At 69.1% G+C, this 18226-nt stretch carries 18 protein-coding genes; 4 read left to right on the forward strand and 14 right to left on the reverse strand.

Annotated features, from left to right (window positions below; genetic code table 11):
* Positions 1-2796, reverse strand: coding sequence for a preprotein translocase subunit SecA (secA, locus tag LRF89_RS08600; RefSeq protein WP_238635669.1), 2796 nt, complete (start codon positions 2794-2796; stop codon positions 1-3).
* A gap of 147 nt (positions 2797-2943) precedes the next feature.
* On the opposite strand from secA, the gene LRF89_RS08605 reads away from it, so the two are divergent.
* Positions 2944-3432, forward strand: a complete 489-nt coding sequence (locus tag LRF89_RS08605; protein WP_238636909.1) for a DciA family protein — start codon at positions 2944-2946, stop codon at positions 3430-3432.
* On the opposite strand, the gene mnhG is transcribed toward LRF89_RS08605, so the two are convergent.
* The 7 genes from mnhG to LRF89_RS08640 are packed head-to-tail and all read right to left on the reverse strand — an operon-like array spanning position 3429 to position 9156.
* Positions 3429-3815, reverse strand: coding sequence for a monovalent cation/H(+) antiporter subunit G (mnhG, locus tag LRF89_RS08610; RefSeq protein ID WP_238635668.1), 387 nt, complete (start codon positions 3813-3815; stop codon positions 3429-3431). The genes LRF89_RS08605 and mnhG overlap by 4 nt on opposite strands.
* Positions 3808-4080, reverse strand: coding sequence for a monovalent cation/H+ antiporter complex subunit F (locus LRF89_RS08615; RefSeq protein ID WP_201172231.1), 273 nt, complete (start codon positions 4078-4080; stop codon positions 3808-3810). Before LRF89_RS08615 ends, mnhG begins: the two co-directional genes overlap by 8 nt.
* Positions 4080-4553: a Na+/H+ antiporter subunit E gene (locus tag LRF89_RS08620; protein ID WP_238636910.1), complete on the reverse strand. Its 474-nt coding sequence runs from the start codon at positions 4551-4553 to the stop codon at positions 4080-4082. Before LRF89_RS08620 ends, LRF89_RS08615 begins: the two co-directional genes overlap by 1 nt.
* Positions 4550-6064: a Na+/H+ antiporter subunit D gene (locus tag LRF89_RS08625; protein WP_201172235.1), complete on the reverse strand. Its 1515-nt coding sequence runs from the start codon at positions 6062-6064 to the stop codon at positions 4550-4552. The genes LRF89_RS08620 and LRF89_RS08625 overlap by 4 nt, the downstream gene beginning before the upstream one ends.
* Positions 6061-6408, reverse strand: a complete 348-nt coding sequence (locus tag LRF89_RS08630) for a Na+/H+ antiporter subunit C (RefSeq protein WP_201172237.1) — start codon at positions 6406-6408, stop codon at positions 6061-6063. Before LRF89_RS08630 ends, LRF89_RS08625 begins: the two co-directional genes overlap by 4 nt.
* Before the next feature lie 4 nt (positions 6409-6412).
* Positions 6413-6838 (reverse strand): Na+/H+ antiporter subunit B, encoded by a 426-nt coding sequence (locus LRF89_RS08635; protein WP_201172589.1) that lies wholly within the window; start codon positions 6836-6838, stop codon positions 6413-6415.
* Positions 6838-9156 carry a putative monovalent cation/H+ antiporter subunit A gene (locus LRF89_RS08640; protein WP_238635666.1) on the reverse strand — a complete coding sequence of 773 codons (2319 nt, stop codon included), beginning with the start codon at positions 9154-9156 and terminating at the stop codon, positions 6838-6840. Before LRF89_RS08640 ends, LRF89_RS08635 begins: the two co-directional genes overlap by 1 nt.
* A 154-nt stretch (positions 9157-9310) precedes the next feature.
* Between LRF89_RS08640 and LRF89_RS08645 the strand changes: the two genes are divergently transcribed.
* Both LRF89_RS08645 and LRF89_RS08650 read left to right on the forward strand, forming a co-directional pair.
* Positions 9311-10732 carry a DUF1631 family protein gene (locus tag LRF89_RS08645; RefSeq protein ID WP_238636911.1) on the forward strand — a complete coding sequence of 474 codons (1422 nt, stop codon included), beginning with the start codon at positions 9311-9313 and terminating at the stop codon, positions 10730-10732.
* Positions 10729-11493, forward strand: a complete 765-nt coding sequence (locus LRF89_RS08650; protein ID WP_238636912.1) for a lysophospholipid acyltransferase family protein — start codon at positions 10729-10731, stop codon at positions 11491-11493. The genes LRF89_RS08645 and LRF89_RS08650 overlap by 4 nt, the downstream gene beginning before the upstream one ends.
* A gap of 50 nt (positions 11494-11543) precedes the next feature.
* On the opposite strand, the gene LRF89_RS08655 is transcribed toward LRF89_RS08650, so the two are convergent.
* From LRF89_RS08655 to LRF89_RS08680, 6 genes are all read right to left on the reverse strand, one after another.
* The gene (locus tag LRF89_RS08655; protein WP_238636913.1) at positions 11544-12671 is read right to left on the reverse strand and encodes a porin; all 1128 of its coding nucleotides are present in this window, start codon (positions 12669-12671) and stop codon (positions 11544-11546) included.
* Positions 12672-12781: 110 nt separating this feature from the next.
* Positions 12782-13573 (reverse strand): prolipoprotein diacylglyceryl transferase, encoded by a 792-nt coding sequence (gene lgt / locus LRF89_RS08660; RefSeq protein ID WP_201172263.1) that lies wholly within the window; start codon positions 13571-13573, stop codon positions 12782-12784.
* Positions 13574-13765: 192 nt separating this feature from the next.
* On the reverse strand, positions 13766-14293 hold the full coding sequence (locus LRF89_RS08665; protein ID WP_238636914.1) for a hypothetical protein: 528 nt from the start codon (positions 14291-14293) through the stop codon (positions 13766-13768).
* A 79-nt stretch (positions 14294-14372) separates the two neighbouring features.
* Entirely contained in the window at positions 14373-14918 is a 546-nt protein-coding gene (locus LRF89_RS08670) for a hypothetical protein (RefSeq protein WP_238636915.1), read from the reverse strand.
* Positions 14919-15255: 337 nt separating this feature from the next.
* Complete coding sequence (nadC, locus tag LRF89_RS08675) at positions 15256-16104, reverse strand: carboxylating nicotinate-nucleotide diphosphorylase (RefSeq protein WP_238636916.1); 849 nt, start codon at positions 16102-16104, stop codon at positions 15256-15258.
* Between the two features lie 51 nt (positions 16105-16155).
* Complete coding sequence (locus tag LRF89_RS08680) at positions 16156-17364, reverse strand: class I SAM-dependent rRNA methyltransferase (protein ID WP_238636917.1); 1209 nt, start codon at positions 17362-17364, stop codon at positions 16156-16158.
* A 152-nt stretch (positions 17365-17516) separates the two neighbouring features.
* Here LRF89_RS08680 and LRF89_RS08685 point away from each other — a divergent pair, with 152 nt between their 5' ends.
* On the forward strand, positions 17517-18224 hold the full coding sequence (locus LRF89_RS08685; RefSeq protein ID WP_238636918.1) for a TIGR04211 family SH3 domain-containing protein: 708 nt from the start codon (positions 17517-17519) through the stop codon (positions 18222-18224).
* Positions 18225-18226: the final 2 nt, after the last annotated feature.

Raw genomic sequence — 18226 nt, forward strand, 5'->3', positions numbered from 1 at the left:
TCAGAGCTTCCCGCAGCAGTGCTTGTACTTCTTGCCGGAGCCACAGGGGCAGGACTCGTTGCGCCCGACCTTGGGGCCCTCGCGGGCCACGGTCTCCTGCCCCCGCCCCCCGGCGGCCTGCTGCCGGCTATCGCCGCCGCGCGCGCCCTCGCCCTCGGCCGCCGAGGCGCTCCCCCCGGCGGCAGTCACGGCGCCTGCGGCGGCGGAGGCCGGCGCGGCATGGCGCATCTGCATACGCTCCGCCTCCTGACGGCGCTGCTCCTCGACGGCCTCCACGTCCTCCTCGGCGCGGACCTGGACGCGCAGCAGCACGCCGACGGCGTCGCGTTTCAGGCCCTCGAGCATCTCCTGGAACATGGCGAAGGCGTCCTTCTTGAACTCCTGCTTCGGGTTGCGCTGGGCATAGCCGCGCAGCCCCACCCCCTGGCGCAGGTAGTCCATGGCGGCCAGGTGCTCCTTCCAGTGCTTGTCCAGAACCTGGAGCATCACCGCCTTCTCGAAGTGGCGCACGACGCTGGCACCCGCCTCGGCCTCCTTGGCCCGGTAGGCCTTCTCGATCTCGGACTGGATGCGCTCGCGCAGGGTCTCCTCGTGGAGGCTGTCGTCCTCGTCGAGCCAGCGCTGGACGGGCAGTTCCTGGCCGAACTCCTCCTTGAGGGTACGCTCCAGCCCGGCGACGTCCCATTGCTCGTCGATGGACCCCGGCGGGATGTACTCGGAGATCACCTTGTCGACCACGTCCTGGCGGATGGCGTCCACCGTCTCGGAGACGTCATCGGCCTCGAGCAGCTCGTTGCGCTGCTCGTAGACCACCTTGCGCTGGTCGTTGGCGACGTCGTCGAACTCCAGCAGGTGCTTGCGCATGTCGAAGTTGTGCGCCTCGACCTTGCGCTGGGCGTTCTCGATCACCCGCGAGACCATGCCCGACTCGATGGCCTCGCCGTGCTCCATGCCAAGCTTCTGGAGCATGCCGGACATGCGCTCCGAGGCGAAGATGCGCAGCAGCGAATCCTCCAGCGACAGGTAGAAGCGCGACGACCCCGGATCGCCCTGACGCCCGGAGCGCCCACGCAACTGGTTGTCGATGCGGCGGGATTCGTGGCGCTCGGTACCGATCACGTGCAGGCCACCGGCATTCACCACCCGGTCGTGGCGGTCCTGCCACTCGGCCTTGCGCCGCTCCACCTCGGCCGGGTCGGGGTCATCGCCGAGCTCGGCCAGCTCTTGGTCCAGGTTGCCGCCGAGGACGATGTCCGTGCCGCGACCGGCCATGTTGGTGGCGATGGTCACCGCACCCGGCCGGCCGGCGTCGGCGATGATCTGCGCCTCGCTCTCGTTGTGCTTGGCGTTGAGCACGTTGTGCTCCACGCCGGCCTCCTTGAGCGCCTTGGACAGGCGCTCCGAGGCCTCGATGGAGGTGGTGCCCACGAGCACGGGCTGGTCGCGCTGCACGCAGTCCTTGATATCCGCAATGATCGCCTCGTACTTCTCGTCGGCGGTGCGGTAGACCAGGTCGTGATGATCGGCGCGGACCATCGGCCGGTGGGTGGGGATGGAGAGCACCTCCAGGCTGTAAATATGCTGGAACTCGAAGGCCTCGGTATCCGCCGTGCCGGTCATACCAGCCAGCTTGTCGTAGAGCCGGAAGTAATTCTGGAAAGTGATCGACGCCAGGGTCTGGTTCTCGGCCTGGACGGGCAGGCCCTCCTTGGCCTCCACTGCCTGGTGCAGACCCTCGGACCAGCGCCGGCCGGGCATGGCGCGCCCGGTGAACTCGTCGACGATGACCACCTGGTTGTCACGGATCAGGTAGTGGACGTCGCGCTCGTAGAGGGTATGGGCCCGCAGCGCCGCATTGAGATGGTGGACCACGTTGATGTTGCGCGCATCGTAGAGCGAGTCGTTCTCGCCGATGAGCCCCTCCTCGCGCAGCAGCTCCTCGGCCCGGTCATGGCCCCCTTCGGTGAGATACACCTGGCGGGCCTTCTCATCTACGTAGTAGTCACCCGGTCCCAGCTCCGGGGTCTCCTCGGGGCGCTCCTCGGGCTTCTGCGCCTGCAGGCGCGGCACCAGCCGGGACATCGCCTCGTAGAGCTCGCCGGCCTGCTCCGCCGGGCCGGAGATGATCAGCGGCGTGCGGGCCTCGTCGATGAGGATGGAATCGACCTCGTCGACCAGCGCGTAGTAGAGATCCCGCTGGACCTTGTCCTCCTTGCGGAAGGCCATGTTGTCGCGCAGGTAGTCGAAGCCGAACTCGTTGTTGGTGCCGTACGTGATATCGGCCTGGTAGGCGGCGATCTTCTCCTCGCGGGGCTGGCGCGGCACCACCACGCCCACCTCCATGCCGAGGAACCGGTAGAGCCGGCCCATCCACTCGGCGTCACGGCGGGCCAGGTAGTCGTTGACAGTCACCACGTGGACGCCGCGACCGGTCAGGGCGTTGAGGTAGACCGGCAACGTGGCGACGAGGGTCTTGCCCTCGCCCGTTTTCATCTCCGAGATGTTGCCGTCGTGCAGGACCATGCCGCCGAGCAGCTGAACATCGAAGTGGCGCAGGCCCAGCACCCGGCGCGAGGCCTCGCGCACGACGGCAAACGCCTCCTCGAGGAGATCGTCCAGGGTCTCGCCCTGCGCGAGCCGCGCCTTGAACGCCTCGGTCCTTGCCTGAAGCTGCTCGTCGGATAGCTTCTGCAGCTCCGGCTCGTGCGCGTTGATGGCCTCGATCCGCTTGCGCAGACGCTTCAGCGCACGATCGTTACGGGTTCCGAAGACGCGTTTGGCGATGGCTGAAAACATGGGCACTCGATACAGATTTCCGGCGAAGTCAAGTCCAACAGGATACAGATAATCGGTGCGGGAGGGTAAGGCGTCGGCCGCCGATTCAGCCCACCGGGGCGCGGTCCCCCTTGCATCCGGGCGGCGGGAACCGGAGACTCCGACGACATGAGCGACCCGAAACGCTTCAACCCGGCCCGCCCTCCGCGCCGTGAGGGCAAACTGCACCGGATCGCGCCGCGCCTGGCGCAGCGCCCCGGGCCGTTGCGCGCCGTCATCGACCACGCCCGTGGGCTGGAGCGGCTCGGGCGGCGGCTGCAGCGGAACCTGCCGCCGGAGACGCAGGGCCACTGGCGCCTAGCCCGACTGGATGAGGAGGAGATGGTCTTGATCGCCGACGGCAGCGGCTGGGGAACGCGGCTTCGTTACCTGTCGCGCCAGCTCCAGGACGCCGCCGAGGCGATCTCCGGGCAGCGGCCGCGGCGGGTGACCGTGCGCGTCGCCCCGGCCTCGTCGGCCCCGCGCAAGCTCCAGGGACCCGGGCCGCTCAGCGAGGAGGCCGCCAACACCCTGCGCCGGGCCGCCGCCACCAGCAGCGACCCGGCGCTGCGCGAGGCCCTGGAACGGCTCGCCTCACGGCGGCGCGACGAGGACTAGTGCTCGTCCCGATCCTCGAGCCCACTGCGCAGGACGTGGGTCTCGGGGTCGTAGTGGTGGCGCAGTTCATCCTTGATCGTCCCGTCCCACAGCGGCACACCGACGAAGTAGCCGGCCCGGCCGATGACGTGGGCGGCCACCGGGGCGGTGAGCACGATGAAGACGATGATCGCCACCGCCCGTGCCGTCACCGAGGCGTCGGCGAAGTGCACCGCCACCCCGGCGATGATCAGCGCCGCCCCCAGGGCGCCGGCCTTGGTCGTGGCGTGCATCCGGGTGAGCAGATCCGGCAGGCGGTACAGGCCCACCGCAGCGATGAGCATCAACCCGCCGCCGAGCAACAACAGGACCGAGGCGATCAGCTCCTGCAGGAAATCAGTCATCCCGCGGCCCCCCTTTCTCCAGATACCGGGCGAACCCCACCGCGGCCATGAAGGCGAGCAGGGCCAAGACGATGGCCACGTCGATGAAGTGGTCAACACCGGTGTGGATGGCGTAGACGCCGATGAACCCGACCAGGATCGAGGCGATCAGCTCCAGCGCCACGACCCGATTGGGCAGCATCGGTCCCTTGGCCAGGCGCACGAAGGCCAGCACCAGCGACGCCGAGAGCATGGCAAAGACGAGGGTTGCGGCAATCCCGAGCATCAGCGCATCACCTCCAGAACCCGGCGCTCCAGCTCCTTGACCTCATCCAGCAGCGCCTCCTCATCCTCGATGTACATGGCGTGGATGTAGAGCACCCGCCGGTCGGTGGAGACGTCCAGCGACAGCGTCCCCGGGGTCAGGCTGATCAGGTTGGCAACCACCGTAATCTCGCCGTCCGTGCGAGCCTCCAGCGGGACACCGATCACCCCCGGCCGCATGCCCCACTCCGGCGTGACCACATCGTAGGCGACCCGGGCGTTGGCCTTGATCAGCTCCCAGATGTAAAAGAACACGAAACGGATGAACCGCGGCACCCGCTGGCCGTAGCCGGCGAACGCCGGCAGCTGGTTCTGCATCGCGGCGATGGCGCCATAGCCGAGCAGGAAGCCGAACAGGGCATTGACCGCACTGAAGTTGGCGGTCAGCACCACCCAGACCATGGCCAGGACGACGTTCCAGGCGAATGGGATCACTGCGCACCCTCCTCCAGCACGGCGTCGATGTAGACCTGCGGATCAAGCAGCTGCTTGGCGGAGGCCTCGGCCAGCTCGTAGAGCGGCTGCGCGTAAAGACCGATGAACAGGGTCAGCAGCGCCAGCCCGGCGATCGGCAGATACATGGCCCACAGGCCCGGGTCGCGCCGCTCGCCGGTGAGCACCGAGGTGTCCTGCACATGCTCGGGCACCCCGTGCCAGAACGCCTCCTGCCAGATCTTGGTCATCGAGTAGAGGGTCAGCAGGCCGGTGAGCAGGGCCACAAAGACGATCCCCCAGGAAGCCTGCTCGACGCCGGCCCAGATGACGATCAGCTTGGCGATGAACCCGGACAGCGGCGGCAGGCCGGCCAGCGACAGCGCCGGCACGGCGAAGAGCAGCCCCAGGAACGGCCGGTGCTTGTAGAGCCCGCCCAGGTCGCGCAGCTCGTAGCTGCCCAGCATCCGGTAGGCCACGCCGGCGACCAGGAAGAGGTTGGTCTTCACGATGATGTGGTGCGCGATGTAGAAGACACCGCCGATCAGGGCCAACGGCGTGAACAGCGCCAGGCCCATGATCATGTAGCCGATCTGGCTGATGATGTGGAACGAGAGGATGCGGCGCACCTCGTAGTGGTACGCGGCACCCAGCACGCCGGTGATCATCGTGAAGCCGGCCGCCCAAAGCAGGATCTCGTGGGTGTAGGCGACCTCCTGCGTGAAGATCAGCGTAAACACCCGGTACAGGGCGTAGACACCGACCTTGGTCAGCAGGCCGGCGAACAGCGCCGAAATGGCGATCGGCGGGGTGTGGTAACTCGCCGGCAGCCAGAAGAAGAGCGGGAAGGCACCGGCCTTGATGCCGAAGGAGACCATGTACATGGCCGCCAGCACGGTGACCAGCCCGGGCTGATCCACCTCGGCGAGCTTCACCGCCATGTCGGCCATGTTCAGGGTGCCGACCAGGCCGTAGGTAATGCCCACCGCCGAGAGGAAGATCATCGACGAGAGCAGGTTGAGGGTGACGTACTTGATCGCCCCCTCCATCTGCGCCCGCTCGCCGCCGAGGATCAGCAGCGCGAACGAGGCGACGAGCATCACCTCGAACCAGACGTAGAGGTTGAAGACGTCGCCGGTCAGGAAGGCGCCGGCCACACCGGCGAGCAGCAGGTGCAGCAGCGGCCAGTGGCCGTAGTGCTCGTGCCCGCGCGGCGTGGTGGCCGTAGAGTACACGGCGGTGGCGAAGCCCATGATGCCGGTGAGCACCGCCATGATGGCGCCCAACAGGTCGGCGACTAGGGTGATGCCGAAGGGCGCCTTCCAGTCGCCCATGTGCATCACCACCACGCCCTCGTGCCAGACCGTGTGCAGCAGCCACAGGGTGCTGGCCAGCAGCGCGCCGGTGCCGAGCACCCCCAGCCAGCGCTGCACGGTCAGGTGGCGGTGGACCGCCAGCGAGACGGCGCCCAGCAGCAGGGGCAGCAGTACCGGTATGGCGACTTGCAGACTCACGTGTCCGTATCCTTCATCTGATCCAGATCGTCGGCCTGCACCACCTGATACGCCTTGTTGATCAGCACCAGCGCAAAGGCCAGCACGCCGAAGGCGATCACGATGGCGGTCAAGATGAGGGCCATGGGCAGCGGATCACCCACCGCGCCCACCGGCCCGTCGGCGCCCTCGGGGATCAGCGGCGGCGCTCCCCGCGTCATCCCCGCGGCGGTGAAGAACAGCAGGTTCGCCGCGTTGGAGAGCAGGATCAGGCCGATGACCAGCTTGACGATGGAACGGCGCAGCATCATGTAGATGGCGGCGGCGAACATGATGCCCACCAGGACGGCCATTAACGGTTCCATAGCCTTACTCCTCCGCCTCCGCCAGGCTCACCACGATGGCCAGCACCGAGCCGAGCACGGTGAGGTAGACCCCGACGTCGAAGATCAGCGGCGTGTTGATGCTCACCTCCCCGATCAGCGGGATCTCCGGATACCACCACAGCGCCTTGAAGAAGGGCTCGCCGATGAAGATCGGCGGTACGGCGGCGAGGGTGCCGATGACCAGGCCGACCCCGGCGATGGTCCGTGCATCCACCCGCAGCACCTGCTGCGTGGCCGGCACGCCGAAGGCGAACAGGTAGAGGATGAACGCCGAGGAGGCCACCAGCCCGGCGATGAAACCGCCGCCGGGCAGGTCGTGACCGCGCAGCAGCATGAAGATGGAGAACAGCAGCTGCAGCGGCAGCAACAGCCGCGCCATCGTCGAGAGGATCAGGGACCCGGGCTGGATCATTGGTTGTCCTCCTTCTCGGCGGGACTGCTCTCACCGGTCACCCGGTACTTGACCATGGCGTAGACGCCGATGGCGGCCAGAGCGACGACGAAGATCTCGCCCAGGGTGTCCAGCGCCCGATAGTCCACCAGGATCACGTTGACCACGTTGCGGCCGTGGGCCAGCGGCACACTCTCATCCAGGTGGTAGGCCGAGATCGGCTCGGCGAACTGGACATCGATGGTGATCAGCAGCAGCGAGGTCACCAGCACGCCCATCACCGCGGCCACCACGCCGTCGCGCACCCGCTGCTGCGGCGTGGAGAAGTTCATGAAGCCGGGCAGCCGGAAGAGCACCAGGACCAGCAGGATCACCGTCAGGGTCTCCACCAGGATCTGCGTGATGCCCAGATCCGGGGCGCTGAACAGGATGAAAATCAGCGCCACGGTGAAGCCCATCACGCCCAGCGACGCCACCGCCCCCAGCCGCGAGTTGGTCACGCAGGCGAAGAGCACCGAGGCGATCAGCACACCGGCGATGATCCACTCGTAGAAGTAGACCTCAAGGCCGGCGCCGAAGCCCCCGTCGTAGCGGGTGGCGAGGGTGTAACCGACCAGAAGTACAGTGGTCAGCACCGTGGTGGTGATGTAGTGGCGCAGGTAACCGTTCTGCAGCACGCGGGTCTGCCAGTCCGCACTCCAGACCAGGGCGTCGAGGGTGCGGAAGTAACCGGCCTCCGGGCCGCGCTCATAGAGCCAGTCGTACCGGGCCATCGCCTCGCGCACCTGATCCCAGCGGGTGAACAGGAAGGCGCCGGCGGCAATGGCGAACAGCGACATGACCAGCGGCAGATTGACCCCGTGCCAGAGCGAGAGGCTCACCGAGATCTGCTCACCGGCCAGCGATGAGGCCACGGCACCGATCAGTCCCTCGGGAATGAACGGGAACACCCCGAAGAGCAGGCTCAGGACACCGAGGACCGCCGGCCCGGCGAGCATCCCCGGCGGCGCCTCGTGGGGCTCCTTCGGGGTCTCGGTGCGCTCGCCGAAGAACGGCCGGATGGCCACGATGCCGGCGACAATGACCACGAGCACGGCGGTGCCCAGGGCCAGCAGCGCCAGCACCGCCGAGAGGTAGGGCGCCTCCAGCACCGACTCAAGCATCAGCTCCTTGCCGAGGAAGCCGAACAGCGGCGGGATGCCGGCCAGTGACAGGGCCGAGACCGCGGCCAGCACCGCCGTCTTCGGCATGGCGTGGCGCAGGCCGCCCATCTTGAGGACGTCCTTGGTGCCGGTCTCGTGGTCGAGGGCGCCGGCGACCAGGAACAGGGCGCCCTTGTAGAGCGAGTGCGCCAGCAGGAAGGCGCCGAAGGCGATCATCGCCCCTTCGGTACCGATACCGGCGAGCATGGTCAGCGTACCCAGGGCCATCACCGTGGAGTTGGCCAGCACCCCCTTGATCCCGGTGCTGCGCACGGCGAAGTAGGCGCCGGTGAACATGGTGATGGCGCCGACCAGCGGCAGCAGCGTCATCCACAGCGTGGTGTCACCCAGTGCCGGGTGCAGCTTGGCCAGCAGGAAGACGCCGGCCTTCACCATGGTGGCCGAGTGCAGGTAGGCCGACACCGGGGTCGGCGCGGCCATGGCCCGCGGCAACCAGAAGTGGAACGGCACCTGGGCCGACTTGGTGAAGGCGCCGAGGAGGATCAGCAGGGTCAGCGGCACGTACCACTCGTGCTCGCGGATCACATCGCCCTGCTTCAGGAGCTCGGAGATCGTGTAGGTGTCGCCGACGATCCCCAGCATGATGAAACCGGCGAGCAGCGCCAAGCCACCGCCAACGGTCACCAGCAGACCCTGCAGGGCGTAGCGCCGCGCCTTGGCATCCTCGTTGTCGTAGCCGATCAGCATGTACGAGGTAATGCTGGTCAGCTCCCAGAAGATGAACAGGGTGATGAGGTTATCGGAGAGCACCAGGCCCAGCATCGACGCCATGAAGGCGAGGATGTGGACGTAGAAGCGCGGCTGACGCTCGTCGCCATCCAGGTAGTCGCTGGCGTAGAGCAGGACGAAGGTGCCGATCCCCGAGATCAGCAGGGCGAAGAGCAGCGACAGCCCGTCCACGTAAAAGGACAGGTTGACGTCGAGCCCGGGCACCCAGGTGTACTCCATCCACACCGTCTCGCCGCCGACAATCTGCGGCAGGAAGGTGGCAAAATAGAGGGTGAGCACCGCGGGCAGCGCGGCGAAGGCCCAGCCGGCGCGGCGGCCCAGGACGGGCTGCAGCCACGGCACGAGGGCGGCGAGCACGAATCCGGAAAGTACTGCAGCAAGCATGCGAGGCCGATCTCCTGACGGTCTCGTCGGCAGACAACGGTTGTGGAAGATACCCGATGCTCCGGGGGCTGACAAGTTGGCGCAGCTGCAGGGGCGCCGGTAACCCCTTGAGTCGCCTTCTCACATCTGCCCGTCGCGGGTATCCTCCCGACCCATGAGCGAAGCCGATATGACCGAGCACCCCCCGGACAATGTCGTCTACCTCGCCCGCACCGAACGCGGTCAGGGTCGGGCGATCCCCGGTCGGATCGAGCGGCTGCGCCGCCACGTCGAGGGCCGTCTGGTGGGATCGCTGCGTCAGGGCCTGCACGAGGCGCAGGAGCGGCTCCACGAGCTGGCCGGCGGCGGCGAGCAGGGTGACGCCTACCGCCAAGACATGCAGATGGTCCGACTGCACCGCCACGACATGGAAGAGGTCTTGCGCGCCGGTCTCGAGTACCGCTTCGCCGGGCTCATCGACCCGGCGGCCGTTGACCCGCCACCCACCCCGGCGCACCACAGCGCGGCGGCGCGCATTCTGACCGATCTGCGCAGCCGCACCGCAGCGACGACCGAGCCGACCACCCGCGCCCTGGACGCCGCCCTCCCCACGGTGCGCGTGCGCGAGCCGCTCAACCCGCTGGCCGCAGCGCAGGTGGCCGACCTGCTGCTGCGTGTCCAGCAACGCCCGCCGCTCGCCGCCCCGGCACAGGAGGTGGTGCTCGAAACGCTCGGGGACGCCGTGGGCCGCATGCTGCCGGATCTACACCGCGAGGCGGTGGCGCAGCTCACCGGCGACGGCGCGGCGGACCCCGCCGGGCCGTCGGCGGCGACCAGCGTCGCCGACGAGACCCGATTCGCAGCACGCGCCGTGCGCAGCCGCGACCGTGTGGAGGCGGCCCGGCAGCGGGTCAGCGAGGAGATCGAGCGCTGCCTGGAGTGGCGCCGGCCGCCGGCACTCATCGAGCAGCTGATCCGGGACGCCTGGGCACGGCTGCTGCTGCTGATCCACCTGAGCGACGGCGCGGACTCTGAGAACTGGGTCCGCCACTGCGCGGTGATGGAGCGCCTGGTCTGGAGCGTCGACACCCCGCCGGATGCCACCTCGCGCCGACGGCTGGTCTTGGAGATCCCCCTGCTCCTCCACGAGGTGGCCGACGGCCTGCGCGAGGTCCTCCATGACCCCTTCGAGGTCAGCAAGGTGCTCCGCGCCCTGGAGGCCGAGTACCTGAACTGCCTGACCCGCGGCGATCCGGGGCTGGCCCAATTCAGCGCCAGGAACGACGATACCGCCGCGGCGAGCCACCGCGAGGGGGACGTGCGCCGGGTGGCCGCCCTGCCCGAAGGGACCTGGATGGAGATCGGCGGGGCACAGGGCGAGCGCCTGCGCGTCCGGCTGGCCGGGCACACCGCCGATGGTCGGCTGATCTTCGCCAACCGGGCCGGCTTCAAGGTCCTCGAGCGCAGCACCGAGGCGCTCGCCGCGGCCGTGGCCGACGGGCAGGCCAAGCTGCTCGACGACCATGAGCTGCTCAACGACGGGCTCTCGCGGGTCATCCGCCGGCTCGTGGAGCGGCGTGCGGGGCACGGCGAATGAGCTTGGCCCGCCGCGTACGGGCGGCCCTGATCCTCGCCTTGGCCCTCGTCCACCTGCTCCTCGGCGGGCTGTGGGTCACCGGGGCCAGCCTGCTCTCGCGGCGGCTCGGGCGCCACGCGGCGGCCCTGTGGAACCGGATCCTCATGGCCCTGATGCGCGTCCGCCTTCACCGGCACGGTCGCCCGCAGCGCGGCGCCCTCCTGGTGGCCAACCACCTCTCCTGGCTGGACATCGTTGCCCTGTTCGCCCTGGTGCCGGACACCTTCCTGAGCAAGGCGGAGCTGCGCGACTGGCCGATTGTCGGCCGCGTGGCCCGCAACCTCGGCACCCTGTTCATCGGCCGCGGCCACAGCGGCGCAGCGCAGCGGGCCGCCGGCGAGATGGCCGAGCGGCTGCGCCGGGGCGATGCCGTGATCTTCTTCCCCGAGGGCCGGATCAGCACCGAATTCGGCATCCAGCCGTTCCGCCCGCGGCTGTTCCGTGCCGCCCACGAGGCCGACTCCGCAGTGCAGCCGGTGGCCATCGGCTACCGTCCGCGCCACCGCGGTGACGATCTGGGGGAACTGGTGCCGGAGCGTCGCATGCTGGACAGCGCCTGGTGGGCGGCCGGACACGGGGTGGAGGTCCACATCCACTTCCTGGACCCCATCCCGGCCGCGCAGCGGGACCGCCGGCAGCTGGCCGACGAGGCGCGCAAACGGATCGCCGATCGGGCGGGGCTGCCCCTGCTCGGGCGGACACCGGCCAACGGCGAACACTAGTTGGGGCCGGCGGCTTGGCCTCGCGCGGCGGCTCCGCCACGGGACCCGCTCTAGAAATCCATGCGTACGCCGGAGCCCACCGCCCAAGCCGAGCGGCCTGATCCGATTTTCGCATCCTCGCCGCTAGGGCCGGCGGTCCGGCCGACCTCCCAGGGAACCAACCGCGAGTCGTCGTCGTTGCTCAGATAGGTAGCGGTGGCGTAGAGGCGCAGCCGCTCGCTTGCGTGGAAAATCGGGCCGACGGAGACCAGTCGGGCCCCGTGACCGGAGGCATCCACGTCCAGGGTGTAGTACTGCAGGCGCAGGTCCAGGTCGTCCTCAAGGGCATAGAGCAGCCCCGCGCCGTAGGCAGCGGCGTCACTGTAATCAGCGTCATCAACCGCGTAGGCATCCCGGGTCGCCTGCCCCAGCGCGGTCACCCGCAGGGCCTCGGTGGCCTGCCAATCCAGACCCAGCCGGAGGGCATCAGCACTGCGCACCGCTCCCGCGCGGCCGGCCACCCGCTCGTAGCCCACCGCGACCCAGACGCGCTCGCCGCTGTAGCGCAGGGCACTGCTGACGGCGGTGCGTTCGTTGTCGTCCGCCGGGAAGGCCTCATCGTCGTCTTCTTCTTCGTCCCAATCGAAGCTCCCCTGCAGGTCGACGCCCCAGCCGGGCTGCTCCGGCGAGCTGTAGCGGACCGCATTGGGAAAGCGCTGATCAAAGTGGGGCCTATGGCCAGCGCGCAGCACGTTGCGGGCATTGCCCAACTGACTGCCGAAGAGATCCACGCGGCTGCGGATGTCCTTAACCGCCGTGTCCATGTAGCCCAGCCGCAGCGTCCCCCACGCCCCGGTCAGCCCCAAGTAGGTATCCCGGGGAGCCAGGTCGGCGCCGTCGCCGCGATTGTAGTCCAGGGTGCGCTCCAGGCGGCCGTAGACCGTCAGTCCGGTCTCCAGGGTGTGACCAACGCGCAGCCCCAACCGGGAGGAGTTGCTAGCCAAGTCGCCGGCGGCGTAACCGCCGCCGCTGTAGTAATCAACGCTGACGTCGGCACGGCCGTAGACCGACCAATCGATCTCTGCGGCCGCCACCGGATTGCCGGCGATACACGGCGCCGCCGGCGCCAGCAGGGGCAGCGCGGCGAGCAGACGCCAGCCGAATGCGGGGCGCCGACGCCCCGTGCGGATCACTCCCATGCAGTGCTCCTTGAAGACCGTTGGTAGGGACCGGCGCCGTGCGCCCCTCCGGCGCGCCGGAACCGATGGTTGCAACCGGGCGGGATTGTAACCCGGCGCTGGGCGGCGGATCAGGCGGCCGCGCCCGGGCGCCGCCAGGCCCAGAGCAGCAGCGCCACCCCGCCGAGGATCATGGGCAGGGTGAGGACCTGGCCCAGGGTCAGCCAGCCAAAGGCGAGGTAGCCGATGTGCGCATCCGGCATGCGGAAGAACTCGACGAAGGCGCGGAAGCCCCCGTACGCCGTCAGGAAGAGACCGGTGACCGCCCCGCGGGCCCGCGGTCGGGCGGAGAACCACCAAAGCAGCACGAACAGGGCGATCCCCTCCAGCCCCATCTGATAGAGCTGCGAGGGGTGGCGCGCCTCGTCGCCCAGGGGCGGATAGACCATGGCCCAGGGGACCTCGGAGGGCCGGCCCCACAGCTCGCCGTTGATGAAGTTGCCCAGCCGCCCGGCGCCGAGGCCGATGGGCACCAGCGGCGCGGCGAAATCGGTCAGACCCAGCAGCGGGATCCGGTAGCGCCAGGCGTAGACCCCCAGCGCGGCGGTGACCCCGAGGAGCCCGCCGTGGAAGGACATGCCGCCTTCCCAGAGCCTCAGCAAGGCGAGCGGGTCGGCGGCGAGGCCATCCAGGTTGTAGAAGAGGTGGTAGCCGAGCTTGGCGCCGACAATCACCCCCAGGGCGCCGAAGAAGACCAAGTCGTCCACCTGCTGCCCGGTCACCGGGCTGTCCGGCCGACGCGCCCGCCAGCGCCCCAGCCCCCAGGCGGCGAGGAAGCCGACGACGTACATCAGGCCGTACCAGTGGATGGCCACCGGCCCGAGCTGGATGGCGACCGGGTCGATATCGGGATAGACGAGCATGGGCGGAGACTAGTGGAGAGCGACGCGGCAAGGCAAGCGCGGCGCCGACATCCGCGGTAGGAAGCGGGCCAAGCAGGCAGACAGCCAGGAAGCGAGAAAGGATCCCGTGGCCCCGCAGCCGGGGTGGCCGCAGGGCCACGGGATCAGCGCGCCCGAATCAGCGCGAAGGAAGTGGAGCACCCACGGGCGACCTCAGAAGCCGAAGCCGAAGCCAACATTCAAGTAGAGGCCGTCCAGGTCGTCCGGGTCGTCGCCGGCGTCGTCGCCGAAATCATCCCAGCCGCCGGCATTGGTCCCCCGGTAGGCGACCTTGGCGAACATTTCCGAGGTGTCGCCGGTGTCGAGCGCGAAGCGGCCGTAGATGTCGGTAGCCGTGGCGTCGGCCGCTGCCTGGCCGAACATCATGCCGACGCTGGTGGCGAAGCCCACACCACCAACCAGATCGTACTCGGCGGTCAGACCACGAATATCCTCATTGGCGGCCCCTTCGCCATCCAGCCGCTCGTAGTAGACGCCCATGCGGAAGTCTTCGTTGAGATGGACGCCGAAGTCGAAGGTGTTGGCGGAGATATCACTGTCCTCGACGTCGGAGTCGAAGGCGGTGTAGACCGGCGTGTGGCCGTACTTGAAGAAGAACGTCTCGGCGCTGGCCGAGGCGGCGAAGGCCGTGGCCGAGAGCAGGGCCACGCCGGCGATGGTGTGCCTGGCATGCTTGTGCATGGTCAACCTCCCCTGTTGCCTGTGCTGCTGCATTCGCACCCGCGCCCCGCGGTTCGGGGGCGGCGTTTGGGCGATCGTCTTAGAAGTGGACGCCGAAGCCGACACTCAGCGTGAAGCCGTGCATGTCACTGGCGTCGCCCGCTGGTACACCGTCGAAATCCTGAGCAAAATCGCTGTCCGGCACGGTGCGATACGCCAGCTTGGCGTTCAGGTTGGCGTGGTCGTTGGCCAGCAGCGCCGCGCGGCCGTAGATGTCCGCCACCAGGCTGTTGCCGTTGTCGGAGCGGCCATTGCCGACCATGAAGCCGACACTGCCCATGAAATCGCCGGTCTCGAGCATGCCGTATTCGGCACTGATGCCCTGGATGTTGGCGGTGTTACCGCCCTCACCATCCAGGCGCTCGTGGTAGACGCCGGCGCGCAGCTCGTCGGTCACACTGGTGCCGAACTCGAAGGCGTTGGCGGAGAGATCGCTGTCCTCCACGTCCGAGTCGAGCGCGGTGTAGACCGGCGTATGGCTGTAGTTGAAGAAGAAGCCGTGCTCGGCCACCGCCGGGCTCGCTGCCAGGGCGCCGGCGGCGACCAGGGCACAGCCGCCGATAATGCGTGGGGAAGCTTTGCGCATGTAGACCTCCTTGCTCAAAGGTGTTGTTGCCGGAAGGCGCCGCCGCCTGCCGGATCGGGCGCAGCCCGGGCGGGCGCCAGCGCGGAATAGGGGTGCAGAGGCGCGCGGCCGCAGTGCGCTCGGATAGCCGCATGGCGGCCCGCCGGGGATCGGGTCAGACAGGAGGGATTCAAGGCCGGGATCGACGACATGGGATCTCCTTATCAAGGACGTCCCCGGGAACACGGGCGCGCCTCCTGCGCACCGCCGTTAATCGCAGGTTAGCAACGGGCCGGAATACGCTCAACGGACAGAAAACCGCACGCCGGGGCACCCCGGTGACGCCGCGGGCGCCCGCTCAGCCGGCCGCGTCGAGACGCAGCGAAAGATCCAGGGCGTGGACGTGCTTGGTCAGGGCACCGACGGAGATACGGTCCACGCCGGTGGCGGCCAGACCGCGCACGGCGTCCAGATCCACCCCGCCGGAGACCTCCAGGGCCACCCGCCCGGCGGCCTGCTCCACCGCCTGACGGATGCCGTCGGCATCGAAATTATCGAGCATCACCACGTCGGCGCCGGCGGCGATGGCCTCGTCGAGCTGCGCCAGGTCCTCGATCTCTACGGTGATCGGCGTCCCCGCGGCGCGCAGGCGCGCCACCTCAACGGCCGGGGTGAGCCCGCCGCAGGCGGCGATGTGGTTCTCCTTGATCAGGTAGGCGTCGAACAGCCCGAAGCGGTGATTGTCGGCCCCGCCGGCGCGCACGGCGTACTTCTGAGCGGCTCGCAACCCGGGCACCGTCTTGCGGGTATCGAGCACCCGCGCCCCGGTGCCGGCCAGGGCATCGGCGTAGCGCCGCGCCGTGGTGGCGGTCCCGGAGAGGAACTGCAGGAAGTTCAGCGCCGTGCGCTCGCCGGTGAGCACCGCCCGGCTCGGCCCCTGGATCCGGCAGACCTCGGTGCCCGGCTCCAGCCAATCGCCGTCGCCGTGAAGCCAGCGCACCCCCACGGCCCGGTCGAGCTGCCGGAAGACCTCATCGAACCAGGCGCTGCCGCATAGCACCGCCGCCTCGCGGGCGACGACGTGGCCTTCGGCCTGCCGGCTGGCCGGCACCAGGGCGGCGGTGAGATCACCGCCGCCGACGTCCTCGGCCAGGGCGCGGGCGACGTCGTCACGGATGGTTTCACGGGGAGGGAGCGGGATGGGCATGCTTGATCAGGGTTCCGTGGGCACGATTCACAGGGTGCAGCGTACCCGGGGTCAGGGCAAGCTGGTGGCGATCACGGCGCGCAGGAACAGCGCCTTGAGGTAGTCGGTTTCGGGGATGGCCGGATGGATCGGGTGGTCGGCGGGGAGCCCGCCGCGCTCGAGGATGCGCACCGAGCGATCCAGATGCCGCCCGGCGGCCAGCAGGATCCCCGACAGCCGCTCCTCGGGCAGGTGGGCCGAGCAGGAGCAACTGAGCAGTACGCCGTCGCGGCCGAGCAGACGCAGCGCGGCCTCGTTGACGCTGCGGTAGCCGCGCTCGCCGGCCTTGCGGTCGCGGCGGCGCTTGATGAACGCCGGTGGGTCCACCACCGCCACGTCGTAGCGCTCCCCCTCCTGCCGGGCCACCGCCAGGTAGTCGTTCACCTCGCCCTCGACCACCGTCACCCGGTCGGCGACGCCGTTGCGCTCGGCGTTGGTGGCGATCCGATCACAGGCCTCGGCGGAGCGCTCCACGGCCACCGCCTCGCGCGCCCCGGCCACAGCGGCGGCGATGGCGAAGCCGCCGGCGTAGGCATAGGCGTCCAGCACCCGGGCGTCTTCGGCATAGGCCGCCAGGCGCTGGCGATTGCCCCGCTGATCGTAGAACCAGCCGGTCTTCTGCCCGCTCACCGCCGGCACCTGGAAACGCAGGCCCGCCTCGCGGACCTCCAGCTCCTCCGGACCGGGCGCGCCGAGCCACTCCACCCGCCGGTCGAGCCCCTCGCGCTCGCGCACGTTGTTATCCGCCCGCCAGAGCACATGCGTCGGGCCGACCACCTTCGCCAGGGCATCCAGGACCTCGGCCTGGAGCCGCTCGATGCCCGCGGTGTTGGGCTGAACCACGCAACAGTCGCCGAAGCGATCGACGACCAGCCCGGGCAGGCCGTCGGCCTCGCCGTGGACCAGCCGATACCACGGCTCGGCGAAGAGGCGCTGGCGCATGGACAGGGCCACCTGCAGGCGGTGGACCAGGGTGGAACGATCCAGCGACACCTTGGCGTCGCGGCTGACCAGCCGGGCGCAGATCAGCGAGTTGGGATTGACGTAGGCGCAGCCGAGGGCCTTGCCGCGGGCATCCTCCACCACCACCTGCTCGCCGGGGGCGAAGCCGCGCACGGGGGTACGGTGGGTGTCTACCTCGTTGCTGAAGATCCACAGATGACCGGCGCGCAGCCGCCGCTCCTCGCCGGATTTCAGGCGCAGTACGGGTCGCTGCTCCATGGGGCCTCCTGAAAGGAAGCCCGGTATTCTGCGGTGCTGTCGCGCGGCACGCAATCGCACCCGGTCCGGAGCGGCGCCGATGCCCATCACCATCCGGCGATTGCTTCTTGTTAAACTGACGCCATCGTATTGGCCAAGCTGGAGCGACATCCGTGCGCATCAAGTCCGCCCCCGTCGTCATCCTCTCCGCCGCGCTGGTCACCGCCCTGCCGGCGACCTCCGTCACGGCGCAGACCGCCTATGTCGGCGACGAGATCAGCATCTCCTTCCGCACCGGTGCCGGCTCGCAGTACGCCATCGAGCGCTTCCTGAGCACTGGCGCCCCCCTGGAGGTCCTCGACCCCCCCGAGGATGCCGAGGAGCGCTTCGGCGAGGCGGCCCTGGAGGACTGGATCTACGTCCGCGACAACCGCGGCGACGAGGGCTGGGTGCAGGAGCGCTTCCTGATGGCCGAGGCGCCGGCCCGGGTGCGCATCGGCCGGGTTGAGGAAGAGCGCGACGCCGCCCTGGAGCGGATCGCAGAGCTGGAGGACGAACTGACCGGGCAGGCGGAAGAGAAGGACGCCCTGAGCGAGGAGCTGGCCGAGGCCGAGGCGCGCATCGAGGAGCTGGAGGCCGACCTGGAGGCCGCCAGCGACGGCTACGAGCTGGTCGAGGCCAACGAACAGCTCCAGGAGCGGGTGGAGCGGCTGCTCGAGCGCAACGAGCAGCTGGAGGAGCAGAACTCCGCCCTCGCCGAGCGCAGCCGCCAGGAGTGGTTCCTGGCCGGCGCCGGCGTGCTGGTGGGCGGGCTGATCCTCGGACTGATCCTGCCGCACCTGCGCCCGCGCCGCCGGGACAGCTGGGGCGGCGGGCTGTAACG

The sequence above is a fragment of the Halorhodospira sp. 9621 genome, assembly GCF_022228055.1.
Taxonomy (GTDB): Bacteria; Pseudomonadota; Gammaproteobacteria; order Nitrococcales; family Halorhodospiraceae; genus Halorhodospira; species Halorhodospira halophila_A.

What these genes read in the sequence shown, in the direction of transcription:
- LRF89_RS08670 (WP_238636915.1), bottom strand. Translation starts at nt 14,918, where the DNA reads ATGCGCAAAGCTTCCCCACGCATTATCGGCGGCTGTGCCCTGGTCGCC.
- LRF89_RS08645 (WP_238636911.1), top strand. Translation starts at nt 9,311, where the DNA reads ATGAGCGAAGCCGATATGACCGAGCACCCCCCGGACAATGTCGTCTAC.
- LRF89_RS08650 (WP_238636912.1), top strand. Translation starts at nt 10,729, where the DNA reads ATGAGCTTGGCCCGCCGCGTACGGGCGGCCCTGATCCTCGCCTTGGCC.
- LRF89_RS08630 (WP_201172237.1), bottom strand. Translation starts at nt 6,408, where the DNA reads ATGGAACCGTTAATGGCCGTCCTGGTGGGCATCATGTTCGCCGCCGCC.
- LRF89_RS08655 (WP_238636913.1), bottom strand. Translation starts at nt 12,671, where the DNA reads ATGGGAGTGATCCGCACGGGGCGTCGGCGCCCCGCATTCGGCTGGCGT.
- lgt (WP_201172263.1), bottom strand. Translation starts at nt 13,573, where the DNA reads ATGCTCGTCTATCCCGATATCGACCCGGTCGCCATCCAGCTCGGGCCG.
- LRF89_RS08605 (WP_238636909.1), top strand. Translation starts at nt 2,944, where the DNA reads ATGAGCGACCCGAAACGCTTCAACCCGGCCCGCCCTCCGCGCCGTGAG.
- secA (WP_238635669.1), bottom strand. Translation starts at nt 2,796, where the DNA reads ATGTTTTCAGCCATCGCCAAACGCGTCTTCGGAACCCGTAACGATCGT.
- LRF89_RS08680 (WP_238636917.1), bottom strand. Translation starts at nt 17,364, where the DNA reads ATGGAGCAGCGACCCGTACTGCGCCTGAAATCCGGCGAGGAGCGGCGG.
- LRF89_RS08665 (WP_238636914.1), bottom strand. Translation starts at nt 14,293, where the DNA reads ATGCACAAGCATGCCAGGCACACCATCGCCGGCGTGGCCCTGCTCTCG.
- nadC (WP_238636916.1), bottom strand. Translation starts at nt 16,104, where the DNA reads ATGCCCATCCCGCTCCCTCCCCGTGAAACCATCCGTGACGACGTCGCC.
- LRF89_RS08640 (WP_238635666.1), bottom strand. Translation starts at nt 9,156, where the DNA reads ATGCTTGCTGCAGTACTTTCCGGATTCGTGCTCGCCGCCCTCGTGCCG.
- LRF89_RS08615 (WP_201172231.1), bottom strand. Translation starts at nt 4,080, where the DNA reads ATGCTCGGGATTGCCGCAACCCTCGTCTTTGCCATGCTCTCGGCGTCG.
- mnhG (WP_238635668.1), bottom strand. Translation starts at nt 3,815, where the DNA reads ATGACTGATTTCCTGCAGGAGCTGATCGCCTCGGTCCTGTTGTTGCTC.